The sequence below is a fragment of the Kosakonia sp. N21 genome (assembly GCF_050587465.1).
In the GTDB taxonomy this organism is placed as follows: Bacteria; Pseudomonadota; Gammaproteobacteria; order Enterobacterales; family Enterobacteriaceae.
This window is the reverse complement of record NZ_JBOBHR010000011.1, coordinates 67,090-80,462: the sequence shown is the minus strand read 5'-3', so window position 1 is coordinate 80,462 and position 13,373 is coordinate 67,090. Positions and strand designations below refer to the sequence as shown.

The 13,373-nt window shown below is 51.9% G+C and carries 16 protein-coding genes; 4 read left to right on the top strand and 12 right to left on the bottom strand.

What is annotated here, in order from left to right; genetic code table 11:
• Positions 1–28 precede the first annotated feature (28 nt).
• Both ftsH and rlmE read right to left on the bottom strand, forming a co-directional pair.
• Positions 29–1,960 carry an ATP-dependent zinc metalloprotease FtsH gene (gene ftsH / locus ACQ3G7_RS21605; RefSeq protein WP_263099158.1) on the bottom strand — a complete coding sequence of 644 codons (1,932 nt, stop codon included), beginning with the start codon at positions 1,958–1,960 and terminating at the stop codon, positions 29–31.
• 102 nt (positions 1,961–2,062) lie between these two features.
• Positions 2,063–2,689 (bottom strand): 23S rRNA (uridine(2552)-2'-O)-methyltransferase RlmE, encoded by a 627-nt coding sequence (gene rlmE / locus ACQ3G7_RS21600; protein WP_263099157.1) that lies wholly within the window; start codon positions 2,687–2,689, stop codon positions 2,063–2,065.
• 118 nt (positions 2,690–2,807) lie between these two features.
• Here rlmE and yhbY point away from each other — a divergent pair, with 118 nt between their 5' ends.
• The gene (gene yhbY, locus ACQ3G7_RS21595) at positions 2,808–3,101 is read left to right on the top strand and encodes a ribosome assembly RNA-binding protein YhbY (protein WP_061493013.1); all 294 of its coding nucleotides are present in this window, start codon (positions 2,808–2,810) and stop codon (positions 3,099–3,101) included.
• A gap of 153 nt (positions 3,102–3,254) precedes the next feature.
• On the opposite strand, the gene greA is transcribed toward yhbY, so the two are convergent.
• On the bottom strand, positions 3,255–3,731 hold the full coding sequence (greA, locus tag ACQ3G7_RS21590) for a transcription elongation factor GreA (RefSeq protein WP_061493012.1): 477 nt from the start codon (positions 3,729–3,731) through the stop codon (positions 3,255–3,257).
• Between the two features lie 252 nt (positions 3,732–3,983).
• Between greA and dacB the strand changes: the two genes are divergently transcribed.
• A complete protein-coding gene (dacB, locus tag ACQ3G7_RS21585) occupies positions 3,984–5,417 on the top strand; it encodes a serine-type D-Ala-D-Ala carboxypeptidase (protein ID WP_430892034.1) in 1,434 nt (477 codons plus the stop codon).
• Between the two features lie 78 nt (positions 5,418–5,495).
• Here the strand turns inward: dacB and cgtA are convergent, their stop codons facing one another.
• The 4 genes from cgtA to rplU all read right to left on the bottom strand — a co-directional run bounded on the left by cgtA (position 5,496) and on the right by rplU (position 8,336).
• The gene (cgtA, locus tag ACQ3G7_RS21580; RefSeq protein ID WP_430892032.1) at positions 5,496–6,671 is read right to left on the bottom strand and encodes an Obg family GTPase CgtA; all 1,176 of its coding nucleotides are present in this window, start codon (positions 6,669–6,671) and stop codon (positions 5,496–5,498) included.
• A 15-nt stretch (positions 6,672–6,686) separates the two neighbouring features.
• Complete coding sequence (locus ACQ3G7_RS21575; protein ID WP_430892030.1) at positions 6,687–7,652, bottom strand: DMT family transporter; 966 nt, start codon at positions 7,650–7,652, stop codon at positions 6,687–6,689.
• 95 nt (positions 7,653–7,747) lie between these two features.
• Positions 7,748–8,005, bottom strand: coding sequence for a 50S ribosomal protein L27 (gene rpmA / locus ACQ3G7_RS21570; RefSeq protein ID WP_002434222.1), 258 nt, complete (start codon positions 8,003–8,005; stop codon positions 7,748–7,750).
• Positions 8,006–8,024: 19 nt separating this feature from the next.
• Positions 8,025–8,336, bottom strand: a complete 312-nt coding sequence (gene rplU, locus ACQ3G7_RS21565) for a 50S ribosomal protein L21 (protein WP_061493008.1) — start codon at positions 8,334–8,336, stop codon at positions 8,025–8,027.
• A 259-nt stretch (positions 8,337–8,595) separates the two neighbouring features.
• Between rplU and ispB the strand changes: the two genes are divergently transcribed.
• A complete protein-coding gene (ispB, locus tag ACQ3G7_RS21560; protein WP_263099154.1) occupies positions 8,596–9,567 on the top strand; it encodes an octaprenyl diphosphate synthase in 972 nt (323 codons plus the stop codon).
• 206 nt (positions 9,568–9,773) lie between these two features.
• On the top strand, positions 9,774–10,049 hold the full coding sequence (gene sfsB, locus ACQ3G7_RS21555; protein WP_263099153.1) for a DNA-binding transcriptional regulator SfsB: 276 nt from the start codon (positions 9,774–9,776) through the stop codon (positions 10,047–10,049).
• An 89-nt stretch (positions 10,050–10,138) separates the two neighbouring features.
• Here the strand turns inward: sfsB and ACQ3G7_RS21550 are convergent, their stop codons facing one another.
• From ACQ3G7_RS21550 to mlaC, 5 genes are all read right to left on the bottom strand, one after another.
• Positions 10,139–10,675 carry an SMI1/KNR4 family protein gene (locus ACQ3G7_RS21550; RefSeq protein ID WP_263099152.1) on the bottom strand — a complete coding sequence of 179 codons (537 nt, stop codon included), beginning with the start codon at positions 10,673–10,675 and terminating at the stop codon, positions 10,139–10,141.
• 71 nt (positions 10,676–10,746) lie between these two features.
• Positions 10,747–12,006 (bottom strand): UDP-N-acetylglucosamine 1-carboxyvinyltransferase, encoded by a 1,260-nt coding sequence (gene murA / locus ACQ3G7_RS21545; RefSeq protein WP_263099151.1) that lies wholly within the window; start codon positions 12,004–12,006, stop codon positions 10,747–10,749.
• Positions 12,007–12,057: 51 nt separating this feature from the next.
• Entirely contained in the window at positions 12,058–12,312 is a 255-nt protein-coding gene (gene ibaG, locus ACQ3G7_RS21540; protein ID WP_088236597.1) for a BolA family iron metabolism protein IbaG, read from the bottom strand.
• Between the two features lie 126 nt (positions 12,313–12,438).
• Positions 12,439–12,732 (bottom strand): lipid asymmetry maintenance protein MlaB, encoded by a 294-nt coding sequence (gene mlaB, locus ACQ3G7_RS21535; protein WP_430892021.1) that lies wholly within the window; start codon positions 12,730–12,732, stop codon positions 12,439–12,441.
• Positions 12,732–13,367, bottom strand: a complete 636-nt coding sequence (gene mlaC / locus ACQ3G7_RS21530) for a phospholipid-binding protein MlaC (protein WP_263099148.1) — start codon at positions 13,365–13,367, stop codon at positions 12,732–12,734. Before mlaC ends, mlaB begins: the two co-directional genes overlap by 1 nt.
• Between the last annotated feature and the right edge of the window lie 6 nt (positions 13,368–13,373).

The following is a 13,373-nucleotide window of genomic DNA, read 5'->3' as shown; positions in this document are numbered from 1 at the left end:
GAAGAACAGATCATCAACAGCGGATAACTTATTTGTCGCCCAACTGTTCTGACATCGTGTTACCCGGGTTCGGCGTACGTGGTTCATCAACCGGACGCGGTGCACGCGGCGTACCACTGTTGTCAGAATTGTTCGCACCCGGCTCTTCCCAGCCCGCCGGCGGACGTACATCACGACGCGACATCAGGTCATCAATCTGCGGTGCATCGATGGTCTCATATTTCATCAGAGCATCTTTCATTGCGTGCAGGATATCCATGTTGTCATTCAGGAGCTGACGCGCACGATTGTAGTTACGTTCAATCAGCGCTTTCACTTCCTGGTCGATGATACGTGCGGTTTCATCGGACATATGTTTTGCTTTAGCAACGGAACGACCAAGGAAAACTTCGCCTTCTTCTTCCGCATATAGCAGCGGGCCAAGTTTGTCAGAGAAGCCCCATTGGGTGACCATGTTACGTGCCAGGTTCGTTGCGACTTTAATGTCGTTCGACGCACCGGTAGAAACATGTTCCACACCGTAGATAATCTCTTCCGCCAGACGGCCGCCGTACAGCGTGGAGATCTGGCTTTCCAGTTTCTGGCGGCTGGCGCTAATTGCATCGCCTTCCGGCAGGAAGAAAGTGACACCCAACGCACGACCACGCGGAATGATCGTCACTTTGTGCACCGGATCATGTTCAGGTACCAGGCGACCGATAATCGCATGGCCTGCTTCATGGTAAGCCGTGGATTCTTTCTGCGCTTCCGTCATCACCATGGAGCGGCGTTCCGCACCCATCATGATTTTGTCTTTCGCTTTTTCGAACTCAACCATGGAAACCACGCGTTTGTTACCGCGTGCGGCAAACAGCGCCGCTTCGTTCACCAGGTTAGCCAGATCCGCACCAGAGAAGCCTGGCGTACCACGCGCGATGATTGCCGCATCAATATCCGGAGAAAGCGGAACACGGCGCATATGCACTTTCAGGATCTGCTCGCGACCACGAACGTCCGGCAAACCGACCACAACCTGACGGTCAAAGCGACCTGGACGCAGTAACGCAGGGTCCAGCACATCCGGACGGTTAGTTGCGGCGATAACGATAATGCCTTCGTTACCTTCAAAACCGTCCATCTCAACCAGCATCTGGTTCAGCGTCTGTTCACGTTCATCGTGACCACCGCCCAGACCTGCGCCACGCTGACGACCTACGGCATCGATTTCATCGATAAAGATAATGCACGGCGCCGCCTTCTTGGCCTGTTCGAACATGTCACGTACGCGGGATGCACCCACACCAACGAACATTTCAACGAAATCAGAACCGGAAATCGTGAAGAACGGGACTTTCGCTTCACCGGCGATGGCTTTCGCCAGCAGCGTTTTACCGGTCCCCGGCGGCCCTACCATCAGGACGCCTTTCGGGATTTTACCGCCCAGTTTCTGGAAACGGCTCGGCTCACGTAAGTATTCAACCAGTTCGCCAACCTCTTCTTTCGCTTCGTCGCAACCAGCAACATCCGCGAAAGTGGTTTTGATCTGATCTTCCGTAAGCATCCGCGCCTTGCTCTTACCGAACGACATGGCGCCTTTGCCACCGCCGCCCTGCATCTGGCGCATAAAGAAAATCCAGACCCCAATCAACAGCAGCATCGGGAACCAGGAAATGAAGATGTTAGCCAGCAGGCTCGGCTCTTCAGGCGGTTCACCCACAACCTTGACGTTTTTCGTCAGCAGGTTGTCGAGCAGTTTTGGATCGTTGACCGGGATGTAAGTCGTGTAACGGTTACTATCTTTCTTGGTAACGTTGATCTCACGTCCGTTGATACGCGCTTCGCGAACCTGGTCCTGGTTGACCTCTTGCAGGAAGGTAGAATAATCCACCTTACGGCCATTAGACTCGCTGGGCCCAAAGCTCTGGAATACTGACATCAGCACAACGGCAATGACCAGCCAGAGTATTAGGTTTTTCGCCATGTCACTCAAGGGATTAACCTCATATTACAACTGTGTTAAAAACAGCGTCAGGATACAACATATCCCGTTTCTTTCAAACCAAAGGCCGAAATCAACGAGGTATCATTTTCGCCCGGTCGCTACAATGTACACTTCGCGAGAACGCGCACGCGAAGAGTCCGGTTTACGTACTTTCACTTTCGTAAACAGGGAGCGAATTTCCGTCAGGTACTCATCGAAACCTTCGCCCTGAAACACCTTCACTAAAAAACTACCGCCAGGCGCCAATACGTCACGGCACATTTCCAGCGCCAGCTCTACCAGGTACATAGAGCGGGGAATATCGACTGCCGGAGTTCCACTCATGTTCGGCGCCATGTCTGACATGACAACCTGCACTTTACTGTCACCTACGCGATCCAGTAACGCTTTCAGGACTAATTCATCACGAAAATCGCCCTGAAGGAAGTCCACACCGACGATTGGATCCATCGGTAAAAGATCGCAAGCGATGATGCGACCGGTACCCCCAATTTGGGTGACCGCATACTGCGACCATCCGCCGGGCGCCGCCCCAAGGTCAACAATCGTCATCCCCGGTTTAAAAAGTTTGTCACTTTGCTGTATTTCATCAAGTTTAAACCAGGCACGGGAACGCAACCCTTTTTTCTGCGCCTGTTGAACATATTTATCGCTAAAGTGTTCCTGAAGCCAGCGGCTCGAGCTGGCAGAACGCTTTTTACCTGTCATTTAACTTTCCATCCGGGTTCATCGTCGACATCGATAAATTTCGACGTGCAATTTGGCGATACAGAGGAGATGGCGGTAGAATGAACCGTTTTCAATCCCAACGTAAGCAAAATATACGATGAATCTGAGTACTAAACAAAAACAGCACCTGAAAGGTCTGGCACATCCGCTCAAGCCTGTAGTTATGCTTGGCAATAATGGTTTGACCGAAGGGGTACTGGCCGAGATTGAACAAGCGTTAGAGCACCATGAACTTATCAAGGTGAAGATCGCCTCTGAAGACAGAGAAACTAAGACCTTGATTGTGGAAGCTATCGTTCGCGAAACCGGCGCCTGCAACGTACAGGTCATCGGTAAAACGCTGGTGCTTTATCGCCCAACCGCGGAGCGTAAAATCGCGCTGCCACGCTAAGAATATCCTGAATTGAACACAAGTTCTGTGTAAAACGAGGGGTTTTCCGCCAGCAGAGGTGCAAAATGCCACGCTCCAGGTGTTGTTGAAAGGCCGCAATGCGGCCTTTTTCTTTTCTTTACAATACGTCAACAATCACTGCAAACGCAGCAATTACAGATATTCCACTTTGACGATTTCATATTCGACTTCGCCGCCAGGCGTACGAATCACCACCACATCATCCTGCTCTTTGCCCACCAGACCGCGAGCAATCGGTGAGTTAACGGAGATGAGATTCTGTTTAAAATCAGCTTCATCATCGCCAACAATGCGGTAAGTTTGCTCTTCGTCGTTATCCAGGTTCAGTACCGTGACGGTTGAACCAAAAATCACGCGTCCACTCTTCGGCATCTTCGAAATGTCGATAACCTGTGCATTAGACAATTTCGCTTCGATATCTTTGATACGGCCTTCGCAGAAACCTTGCTGTTCACGCGCCGCATGATATTCCGCGTTCTCTTTCAGGTCGCCATGTTCGCGGGCTTCCGCGATAGCGGCGATAATTTCAGGGCGACGAACGGATTTCAGAAACTCCAGCTCTTCGCGCAATTTTTCAGCACCACGTAAGGTCATCGGAATAGCTTGCATTTGTTATACCTCTTGAACATTCCTGTAAGGAGCAGGTTGTCCTGCCCCGGCAGCTCTCTATCCGCCCGATTACAGGCGCATACCGCCGGGCAGAAGCAAAAGAAAACTGACCCGGGGACAAAGCCCCAGGTCAGCAGCAATTTTTCAATTTGATACGTATTTTACCCGGAAGTTCACTATGGGTCATCGTTTACTTTCCGGGTCGATGCGCCGTAGTATGACGGCTTGTTTCCAGGTTCTTAGCGCGAGATTATGCGATTTTCCAGCTTTATCATCGGATTGACCACCAGTATAGCCTTGAATGTTCAGGCCGCGAATGTCGACGAATACATCAATCAGCTCCCGGACGGTGCGAATCTTGCGCTGATGGTGCAAAAAGTGGGGGCTCAGACGCCAGAGATTGATTATCACGGTAAACAAATGGCGCTGCCGGCAAGTACGCAAAAAGTGATCACCGCGCTGGCGGCCCTGCTGCAACTCGGGCCAGATTTTCGCTTTACCACCACACTGGAAAGCAAGGGTTCCGTCGATAATGGCGTGTTAAAAGGCGACTTAATTGCACGATTTGGCGGCGATCCCACGCTAAAACGCCAGGATCTTCGCAATATGGTAGCAGCGCTAAAAAAGTCAGGCGTGCAGAAAATCGACGGTAATGTCTTTATCGATACGTCCATTTTCGCCAGCCATGATAAAGCGCCCGGTTGGCCGTGGAATGATATGACGCAATGCTTCAGCGCTCCGCCCGCTGCGGCAATTATCGATCGTAACTGCTTTTCGATTTCGCTGTACAGCGCTCAGAAGCCTGGCGATTTGGCCTATATTCGCGTGGCCTCATACTACCCGGTGAACATGTTCAGCCAGGTGAGAACGCTGGCGAGAGGTTCGTCGGATGCCCAATATTGCGAACTGGATGTGGTGCCAGGCGATCTCAATCGCTTCACGTTAACCGGCTGTCTGCCGCAAAGAGCCGATCCGTTACCACTGGCTTTCGCTATTCAGGATGGCGCCAACTATGCCGGGGCGATCCTCAAAGATGAACTGAAAGAAGCCGGGATTACATACACCGGTACCTTACTGCGCCAAACGCAGGAAAATCAACCCGGCACGATCGTTGCCAGTAAGCAATCCGCGCCGCTGCACGATCTGCTGAAGATCATGCTAAAAAAATCGGACAATATGATTGCTGATACCGTGTTCCGGATGATCGGCCATGCGCGCTTTGGTGTGCCAGGCACATGGCGCGCCGGGTCCGATGCGGTACGGCAGATCCTGCGCCAGCAAGCTGGCGTTGACCTTGGCAACACGATCATTGCCGATGGCTCAGGCCTGTCGCGTCACAACCTGCTGGCACCAGCCACCATGATGCAGGTGCTTCAATACATTGCGCAGCATGATACGGAACTCAACTTTATCTCGATGCTGCCGCTGGCGGGCTACGACGGCTCTCTGCAGTATCGTGCGGGTTTACACCAGGCAGGCGTGGACGGCAAAGTCTCGGCAAAAACAGGCTCGCTGCAAGGTGTTTATAATCTGGCGGGCTTTATCACCACTGCCAGCGGTCAGCGGATGGCTTTTGTACAGTATCTGTCCAGTTATGCGGTTGAACCGGCGGATCAACGCAATCGACGGATCCCGTTGGTGCGCTTTGAGAGTCGGCTCTATAAAGATATTTATCAGAACAACTAATAAAAATGCCGGGCAGCATGCTGACCCGGCATTTTTGTTGGCGACAATATCCCCGGCGCGCCGGGGAAGTCACAGGAATTAACGTTTATAGATAAATTCGACGCCTTCTTCGTCGTCTTCATCCCAGTCGTCATCCCACTCTTCGTCGTCTTCTTCTGCTTCCGCTTCTTCGAGCTGCTGGCGATGATAATCATCCCACATGAACTCGACTTTCTCAGGCTGTTTCTCTTCTTCCGCCTGTGTCAGCGGGTTTTCGATGATAAATGTCATCACATCCCAGCAGAGATCTTTAACCCCTTGCTGGCTGGCTGCTGAGATCAGGTAGTACTTATCTTCCCAGCCCAGAGCCTGCGCGATGGCTTTGGCTTTCTCTTCCGCCGCCGCTTTATCCATCAGGTCAATTTTGTTGAATACCAGCCAACGTGGTTTATCGGCCAGTTTTTCGCTGTATTTTTCCAGCTCGCCAACAATGATGCGCGCATTCTCAACCGGATCAGAACCGTCAACAGGCTCGATATCGATCAAATGCAACAGCACGCGGCAGCGTTCCAGATGTTTCAGGAAGCGAATACCAAGGCCTGCGCCATCAGCAGCCCCTTCAATCAGCCCTGGGATATCGGCAACCACAAAGCTTTTTTCGTTGTCCATACGTACAACGCCAAGGCTTGGCACCAGGGTGGTAAACGGATAATCCGCCACTTTCGGTTTTGCCGCAGAGACGGCGCGGATAAAGGTAGATTTCCCGGCGTTCGGCATCCCGAGCATACCGACATCAGCCAGCAGCATCAGTTCCAGTTGCAAATCCCGCTTGTCACCCGGCGTACCCATGGTTTTCTGACGCGGGGTACGGTTTACCGAAGATTTGAAACGGGTATTGCCCAGACCGTGCCAGCCACCTTTTGCCACCATCAGACGCTGACCATGTTTGGTCATATCGCCCATGGTTTCGCCGGTGCCCTGATCGATCACACGCGTACCAATCGGCACTTTAACGGTGATGTCTTTGCCCCGTTTCCCCGTGCAATCACGGCTCTGACCATTCTGACCACGCTCAGCACGGAACGATTTTTCAAAGCGATAGTCAATCAGGGTATTCAGGTTTTCGTCGGCCTCCAGCCAGACATCGCCGCCATCACCGCCATCACCGCCGTCAGGACCGCCTTTCGGGATATATTTTTCGCGGCGGAAGCTTACACAGCCATTACCGCCATCGCCCGCTACGACCAGAATCGTAGCTTCATCAACAAACTTCATTTTACTCTCCGTAACTCATTCGCCTGAGCGGGGCACAGTGGCGACCACTTCACGATTGCGCCAGCGTCCTAAAAGACGATGGCCAATAGCGGAAAACATCGCGCCCGCAACCACGACAAACGCACCGAGATAACCGATCAGGTTTAACATCGGTCTGGCGAAAACATCGGGCCAGGCCATTGATAACAAATCCGAAAACAACAACGTAAATAGCGGCGTCAGCGTAATCAACGCGCTAACCTGCGCCGCCTGCCAGCGCGCCATGGCTTCCGCCAGCGCGCCGTAGCCTACCAGCGTATTCAGTCCACAAAAAATCAGACAGGCCAGTTGCCAATCGCTCAACTGCAACAGCACTCCCGGCTTCGCCAACGGCAACAATGCAATCGTACATAAAGTGTACAGCAAAAAAAGGATCTGCTGGGATGCCAGGCGACGCAATAATACTTTTTGCGCCACGCCATAACTGACCCATACCGTCGCTGCACCGACACCGAAAATAACGCCCCAGGTGTAGTCCGTCAGCCGGGTAAAAATCTCCACCAGACTGGTATTAAAAAACATGACCAGACCACAAATAAGCATCAGGGCGCCAACCACCTGGGTACCGCGCATCTTCTCTTTAAGAATAAAGACGCTGGCAACCATCATCCCCACAGGAGAGAGTTGACCAATCACCTGCGACGCCGTAGGGCTAACATATTGCAGGGACGAACTGAACAGAATGAAGTTCCCGAACAGTCCCCCCGTGGCAATGGCGAGCAAGATTAACCAGCGCGGCTTGCGAAAAATACGCATTGGCGGAAGTTTTCTTTTGCAAGCAAGAATAAGACCGAGGCCAACTCCCGCCATCAAAAAGCGATAAAACACCACTGTCGGTGGTTCCATCACTTCCAGCACCTGCTTCATCGCAATAGGTAACGCCCCCCAGCACATGGCCGTCGTGAGCGCCAGGACAATACCAATGCCCGCCTGCTGTTTCATGCCCCTATTCCCTGCCAGAATTTTGCCGGACTTCTAATGTAAAAAGCCCCGCAACGTGTTGCGGGGCTTTCTTCCGTTACCGGGACTCGAAAAACTTATTCAGCAACGATGCTGATGAATTTACGATTTTTCGGGCCTTTAACTTCGAACTTAACTTTACCGTCAGTCAAAGCGAACAGAGTGTGGTCACGGCCGCAACCAACGTTAGTGCCGGCGTGGAATTTGGTACCACGCTGACGAACGATGATGCTACCTGCCAGAACTGCTTCACCGCCAAAGCGTTTAACACCCAGACGTTTAGCTTCTGAATCGCGACCGTTACGAGTTGAGCCGCCAGCCTTTTTATGTGCCATTTAAATCTCTCCTCAGGTCTTAGGCGCTGATGCCAGTGATTTTCACATCAGTGAACCACTGACGGTGACCTTGCTGCTTACGGTAGTGTTTACGACGACGAAACTTAACGATTTTAACTTTCTCGCCACGACCATGAGCAACAATTTCAGCTTTGATTACGCCGCCATCAACGAAAGGAACGCCGATTTTGACTTCTTCACCGTTTGCGATCATCAGAACTTCTGCGAACTCAACAGTTTCGCCAGTTGCGATGTCCAGCTTTTCCAAGCGAACGGTCTGACCTTCGCTTACTCGGTGTTGTTTACCACCACTTTGGAAAACCGCGTACATATAAAACTCCGCTTCCGCGCACTTCTCCTGAATGATTCAGAGCGCGCTAAAAATATTCACAATAGGGCGCGAATATTACGCAAGTCGCGAGCCTTTGACAAGTACGATCGTCAATCCATGCAGAAAAAAAACACAACGTGTAAGGTAACGTTTATCTGGCGCGTTTTTTCAGTACAATCAGCAATACTATTCTAACCCGTAACCCTTTGTTATCCCATTTTGATATGTGGTAAACAGGACTGAAAGCCCGGCTTTTGCGATGAATTTAGAAAAAATCAATGAGTTAACCGCGCAAGACATGGCGGGTGTGAATGCGACGATTTTGCAACAACTCAACTCGGATGTTCAGCTAATCAACCAGTTGGGTTATTACATCGTCAGCGGCGGCGGCAAACGCATCCGTCCAATGATTGCCGTGCTGGCGGCTCGCGCCGTGGGCTATGAAGGCACTTCGCATGTCACTATCGCTGCGCTAATCGAATTTATTCACACCGCGACGCTATTGCATGATGATGTCGTGGACGAGTCCGATATGCGACGCGGCAAGGCCACGGCCAACGCCGCGTTCGGTAATGCGGCCAGCGTTCTGGTCGGCGATTTCATCTACACCCGCGCTTTTCAGATGATGACCAGCCTCGGTTCGCTGAAAGTGCTGGAAGTGATGTCGGAAGCCGTTAACGTCATTGCTGAAGGGGAAGTCCTGCAGTTGATGAACGTGAACGATCCGAACATCACTGAAGAAAACTATATGCGCGTCATTTACAGCAAAACGGCGCGTCTGTTTGAAGCCGCTGCACAATGCTCCGGCTTGCTTGCAGGATGTAGTGATGTGCAGGAAAAAGCGTTGCAGGATTATGGACGTTACCTTGGTACCGCATTCCAGTTAATTGATGATCTGCTCGACTACAGCGCGGATGGCGAAACGCTGGGTAAAAATACGGGGGATGATCTCAATGAAGGTAAACCAACACTGCCCTTGCTGCATGCCATGCATCATGGCACCCCGGAACAATCCCGAATGATCCGCGAAGCTATCGAGCAGGGTAACGGTCGCCATCTTCTTGAACCTGTTCTGGAAGCGATGGCCGCGTGCGGCTCATTGGAATGGACACGTCAGCGCGCTGAAGAAGAAGCGGATAAAGCCATCTCCGCTCTGCAAGTGCTGCCAGATTCGCCATGGCGCGAAGCGCTGATTGGTCTTGCCCATATCGCCGTTCAGCGCGATCGTTAACATTTATGTCCCGCGCGCGTCGCGGGAAATTCCAACAAGTTCCTATAAAATCAATAATTCACAAAAAACACTGATTATTCATCCTGGTGTAATCCTAAAACGCACAAACATTACATGAACTTTTTAGAGCAAGTGAGTTTGTATGCGTATAGTAAACATTGTGCAGGTACTCAGATACCGGCGTGTTTTACTATCAGGGAGATATTATGGAAACAAAATTCAATGACTGGCACCAGGCCGATATCATTGCGGGATTGCGTAAAAAGGGAACATCGCTCGCCGCAGAATCACGCAAGAATGGTCTCAGCTCTTCAACACTTGCCAATGCTTTGACCCGTTCCTGGCCGAAAGGGGAATGGATTATCGCTCAGGCGTTGGATACCGATCCCTGGGTCATCTGGCCATCGCGTTATCATGATCCGATCACGCATGAGTTTATTGATAAAACTAAGCTGATGAGAAAAAAACGGGACACAGAGTAAAGGCTACATCAACCAGCAATCCCCCTTGCACATCGGGCAGGGGGCTGCCTGGCTTGTATTAACGACGAAAGAGGAGCGGGACGGCATCGCTAAAGCTCAAAAGCGTCATCATCGACTAAACCACGGATAAACGCTTCGAAATTATCAGCAAGGTGCACGATCCTGTAATCCTGCTCTTGATCGATATGCACAACGGTTGGCTCATCTTCTATTGTCAGGCACTGCCGGTAATCAAGAAAAACCATATCATGCCCGGCTGATGGACAGTTGCAAATCGCCACGCCAATGTCCGGATAACCCCAATGTTCAATCCAGAAGCGGCTGCCGAAGTCGCTACCCAGCGAATACCGCTTATTGCCAATCCCCATAATACCCGTGATAGCAATGTGATCTTCTGCCCAACTGGTAAATTCATTGGTTGGGAAATTCTGATTTCGAGGGATCCCACCGTTGTGTTGCCGCATTAGCCAGATATAAGAGGCAGGCAAGCGATAGCCTAATGTCGATTCAATGGCCGCCAACTCATCTTCACTAAAAGGGGCATTGATGTACGCTTCGCGCGCGTATTCCCGGTCATCCCAAAAATCGGTGAAATCAAAACCGGCAAACGGTGTTGTTCCCATCATCCAGATATCCTTTCAGAAATATCAATAAAAAGGGGAGCCGAAGCTCCCCCTTGTGTAAGCACCAAAAAAGCTTATTCGCCTTTTACGCGCTCAATATTTGCACCCAGGGCGCTGAGCTTATCTTCAATACGCTCGTAACCACGATCGATATGATAGATACGATCGACGATAGTGGTTCCTTCCGCGATGCACCCCGCCAGCACGAGGCTTGCGGATGCGCGCAAATCGGTGGCCATCACCTGCGCACCAGAGAGTTTTTCCACACCGTGACAGATAGCCGTATTGCTTTCGATTTCCGCGTGCGCGCCCATACGGATCAGTTCCGGAATGTGCATAAACCGGTTTTCGAAGATGGTTTCAGTAATCACACCAGTCCCTTCCGCCACCAGGTTCAGCAGCGTGAACTGTGCCTGCATATCCGTCGGGAATCCCGGATGCGGAGCCGTACGCACATTCACCGCTTTCGGGCGTTTACCGTGCATATCCAGGCTGATCCAATCTTCGCCAACGTCGATATCCGCGCCCGCATCACGCAGTTTCGCCAGTACGGCATCAAGCGTATCCGGCTGTGCATTGCGGCAAACAATTTTCCCGCCAGAGATGGCCGCAGCCACCAGGAAGGTACCGGTTTCGATACGGTCCGGCAGAACACGGTAAACCCCACCGCCCAGGCGTTTCACGCCTTCGATGGTAATACGATCGGTTCCCATACCGGTGATTTTCGCACCCAGGGTATTGAGGAAGTTCGCCGTATCAACAATTTCCGGCTCACGCGCAGCGTTTTCAATAATGGTTGTGCCTTCTGCCAGCGTGGCTGCCGACATGATGGTCACCGTTGCGCCAACACTCACTTTATCCATCACAATATGCGCGCCCTTCAGGCGACCGTTGACGGAGGCTTTAACGTAGCCCTCTTCTAAAGTGATCTCGGCGCCCAACTGCTCCAGACCGGTAATGTGCAAATCAACCGGACGCGCACCGATAGCGCAACCGCCCGGCAAAGAGACCTGCCCCTGACCAAAGCGAGCCACCAGCGGACCAAGCGCCCAAATAGACGCACGCATGGTTTTCACCAGATCGTAAGGCGCGCAGAACACATTCACTTCGCTGGCATCGATCCAAACGGATCCGTTACGCTCCACCTTGGTGCCCAACTGGCTGAGCAACTTCATAGTGGTATCGATATCTTTCAGTTTCGGGACGTTACGAATTTCAACCGGCTCTTCCGCCAGTAATGCAGCAAAAAGGATCGGCAGCGCAGCGTTTTTTGCGCCTGAAATTGTCACTTCGCCCTCGAGACGCGTCGGCCCCTGTACACGAAACTTATCCATTCATTTGATCTCTGTTTAGAATTCACACGCGCGGGGAGTTGCCCCCTACGCTCAAAAGCCGTTAAGTTTGCGATCCCGCGCCCACTCAGCAGGAGTGAACGCTTTGATCGACAGGGCATGAATGCGGTTATCCGCAATATATTCCATCAGCGGGCCGTAGATGGTCTGCTGCTTTTTGACCCGACTCATGCCGTCAAAAATTTCACCCACAGCAATAACCTGAAAGTGACTGCCATCGCCAGTGACGTGGGCTTCCTGGAGAGAAAGTGCGTTCATCAGCACTGTCTGAATTTCATGATTTTCCATGGGCGTAAATATCATCTAAAAGTGAAAACAGTCACACATCTTAGAGGAAAGTAGCGCTGGCTTAAACAAGCAAAAAGCCCCATCGCAATAAAGGATGGGGCTTGAGGTAGTAACGCATTGAAAAAATTAGCGGGACAATACATCCTGGGGCAAATTATAGAGAGCAGCCAGTGTGACGACATTCTCGCTCACGCCATCGAGCGTCACGCTCACACCCTGCTTTTTCCCCTGTTCGACAAGATGAACCAGTAATGCAACGCCCGCGGTATCCACGCGCGTCACGCCCTGCAAGTCGATACAGGTCACTCCCTTCATTGCTTCAATTCGGGCGTCCCAGAGCGGATTTAACACGTCCTGGTCCAGTTCGCCCTGCAATGCCAGACGTTCGCCATCACGCGACCAGCTTAGCCGCTGCGTCATTATTTCTTCTCGTCCAGCGTAATTTTCTGGCGGGAAATGGACTGCAGTTGCGCGGTCAGACCATCGATGCCTTTGGTACGCAGCAGGTCGCTCCATTCATTCTGCTTGGTGGTGATCATGCTCACCCCTTCAGCAATCATGTCATAAGCCTGCCAGTTGCCGGTCTGGGTATTTTTACGCCACTGGAAATCAAGACGCACCGGCGGGCGCCCGTTCGGATCGATAATTGTGACGCGGATGGGCACAATCGTGGCATCGCCCAGCGGTTGTTCCGGCGCAATCTGATAGGTCTGGCCATGGTACAACGCCAGCGCCTGGCCGTAGGCCTGTTTCAGGTATTCACGAAACGCTGCAAAATAGGCATCACGTTGTGCAGGCGTTGCGTCTTTATAATAACGCCCCAGCACCAACGCACCGGCGTATTTCACCTGCACATAGGGCAGCAGTTCCTGATCCACCACATCACGCAAGTGGTCCGGGTTTGCGCGGATCTGCGGCTGTTCGTTTTTAAGGCGATCAAATGTTTTCTGCGCCGCCTCTTTCATCGCGGCATAAGGGTTACTTTGATCGGCCGCTACGGCCGCGCCCAACGGTGCAACCACCAGCAGAGCAACCATCAATAGACGTTTAAACATACGTCG

What these genes read in the sequence shown, in the direction of transcription:
- ftsH (WP_263099158.1), bottom strand. Translation starts at nt 1,960, where the DNA reads ATGGCGAAAAACCTAATACTCTGGCTGGTCATTGCCGTTGTGCTGATG.
- rlmE (WP_263099157.1), bottom strand. Translation starts at nt 2,689, where the DNA reads ATGACAGGTAAAAAGCGTTCTGCCAGCTCGAGCCGCTGGCTTCAGGAA.
- yhbY (WP_061493013.1), top strand. Translation starts at nt 2,808, where the DNA reads ATGAATCTGAGTACTAAACAAAAACAGCACCTGAAAGGTCTGGCACAT.
- greA (WP_061493012.1), bottom strand. Translation starts at nt 3,731, where the DNA reads ATGCAAGCTATTCCGATGACCTTACGTGGTGCTGAAAAATTGCGCGAA.
- dacB (WP_430892034.1), top strand. Translation starts at nt 3,984, where the DNA reads ATGCGATTTTCCAGCTTTATCATCGGATTGACCACCAGTATAGCCTTG.
- cgtA (WP_430892032.1), bottom strand. Translation starts at nt 6,671, where the DNA reads ATGAAGTTTGTTGATGAAGCTACGATTCTGGTCGTAGCGGGCGATGGC.
- ACQ3G7_RS21575 (WP_430892030.1), bottom strand. Translation starts at nt 7,652, where the DNA reads ATGAAACAGCAGGCGGGCATTGGTATTGTCCTGGCGCTCACGACGGCC.
- rpmA (WP_002434222.1), bottom strand. Translation starts at nt 8,005, where the DNA reads ATGGCACATAAAAAGGCTGGCGGCTCAACTCGTAACGGTCGCGATTCA.
- rplU (WP_061493008.1), bottom strand. Translation starts at nt 8,336, where the DNA reads ATGTACGCGGTTTTCCAAAGTGGTGGTAAACAACACCGAGTAAGCGAA.
- ispB (WP_263099154.1), top strand. Translation starts at nt 8,596, where the DNA reads ATGAATTTAGAAAAAATCAATGAGTTAACCGCGCAAGACATGGCGGGT.
- sfsB (WP_263099153.1), top strand. Translation starts at nt 9,774, where the DNA reads ATGGAAACAAAATTCAATGACTGGCACCAGGCCGATATCATTGCGGGA.
- ACQ3G7_RS21550 (WP_263099152.1), bottom strand. Translation starts at nt 10,675, where the DNA reads ATGATGGGAACAACACCGTTTGCCGGTTTTGATTTCACCGATTTTTGG.
- murA (WP_263099151.1), bottom strand. Translation starts at nt 12,006, where the DNA reads ATGGATAAGTTTCGTGTACAGGGGCCGACGCGTCTCGAGGGCGAAGTG.
- ibaG (WP_088236597.1), bottom strand. Translation starts at nt 12,312, where the DNA reads ATGGAAAATCATGAAATTCAGACAGTGCTGATGAACGCACTTTCTCTC.
- mlaB (WP_430892021.1), bottom strand. Translation starts at nt 12,732, where the DNA reads ATGACGCAGCGGCTAAGCTGGTCGCGTGATGGCGAACGTCTGGCATTG.
- mlaC (WP_263099148.1), bottom strand. Translation starts at nt 13,367, where the DNA reads ATGTTTAAACGTCTATTGATGGTTGCTCTGCTGGTGGTTGCACCGTTG.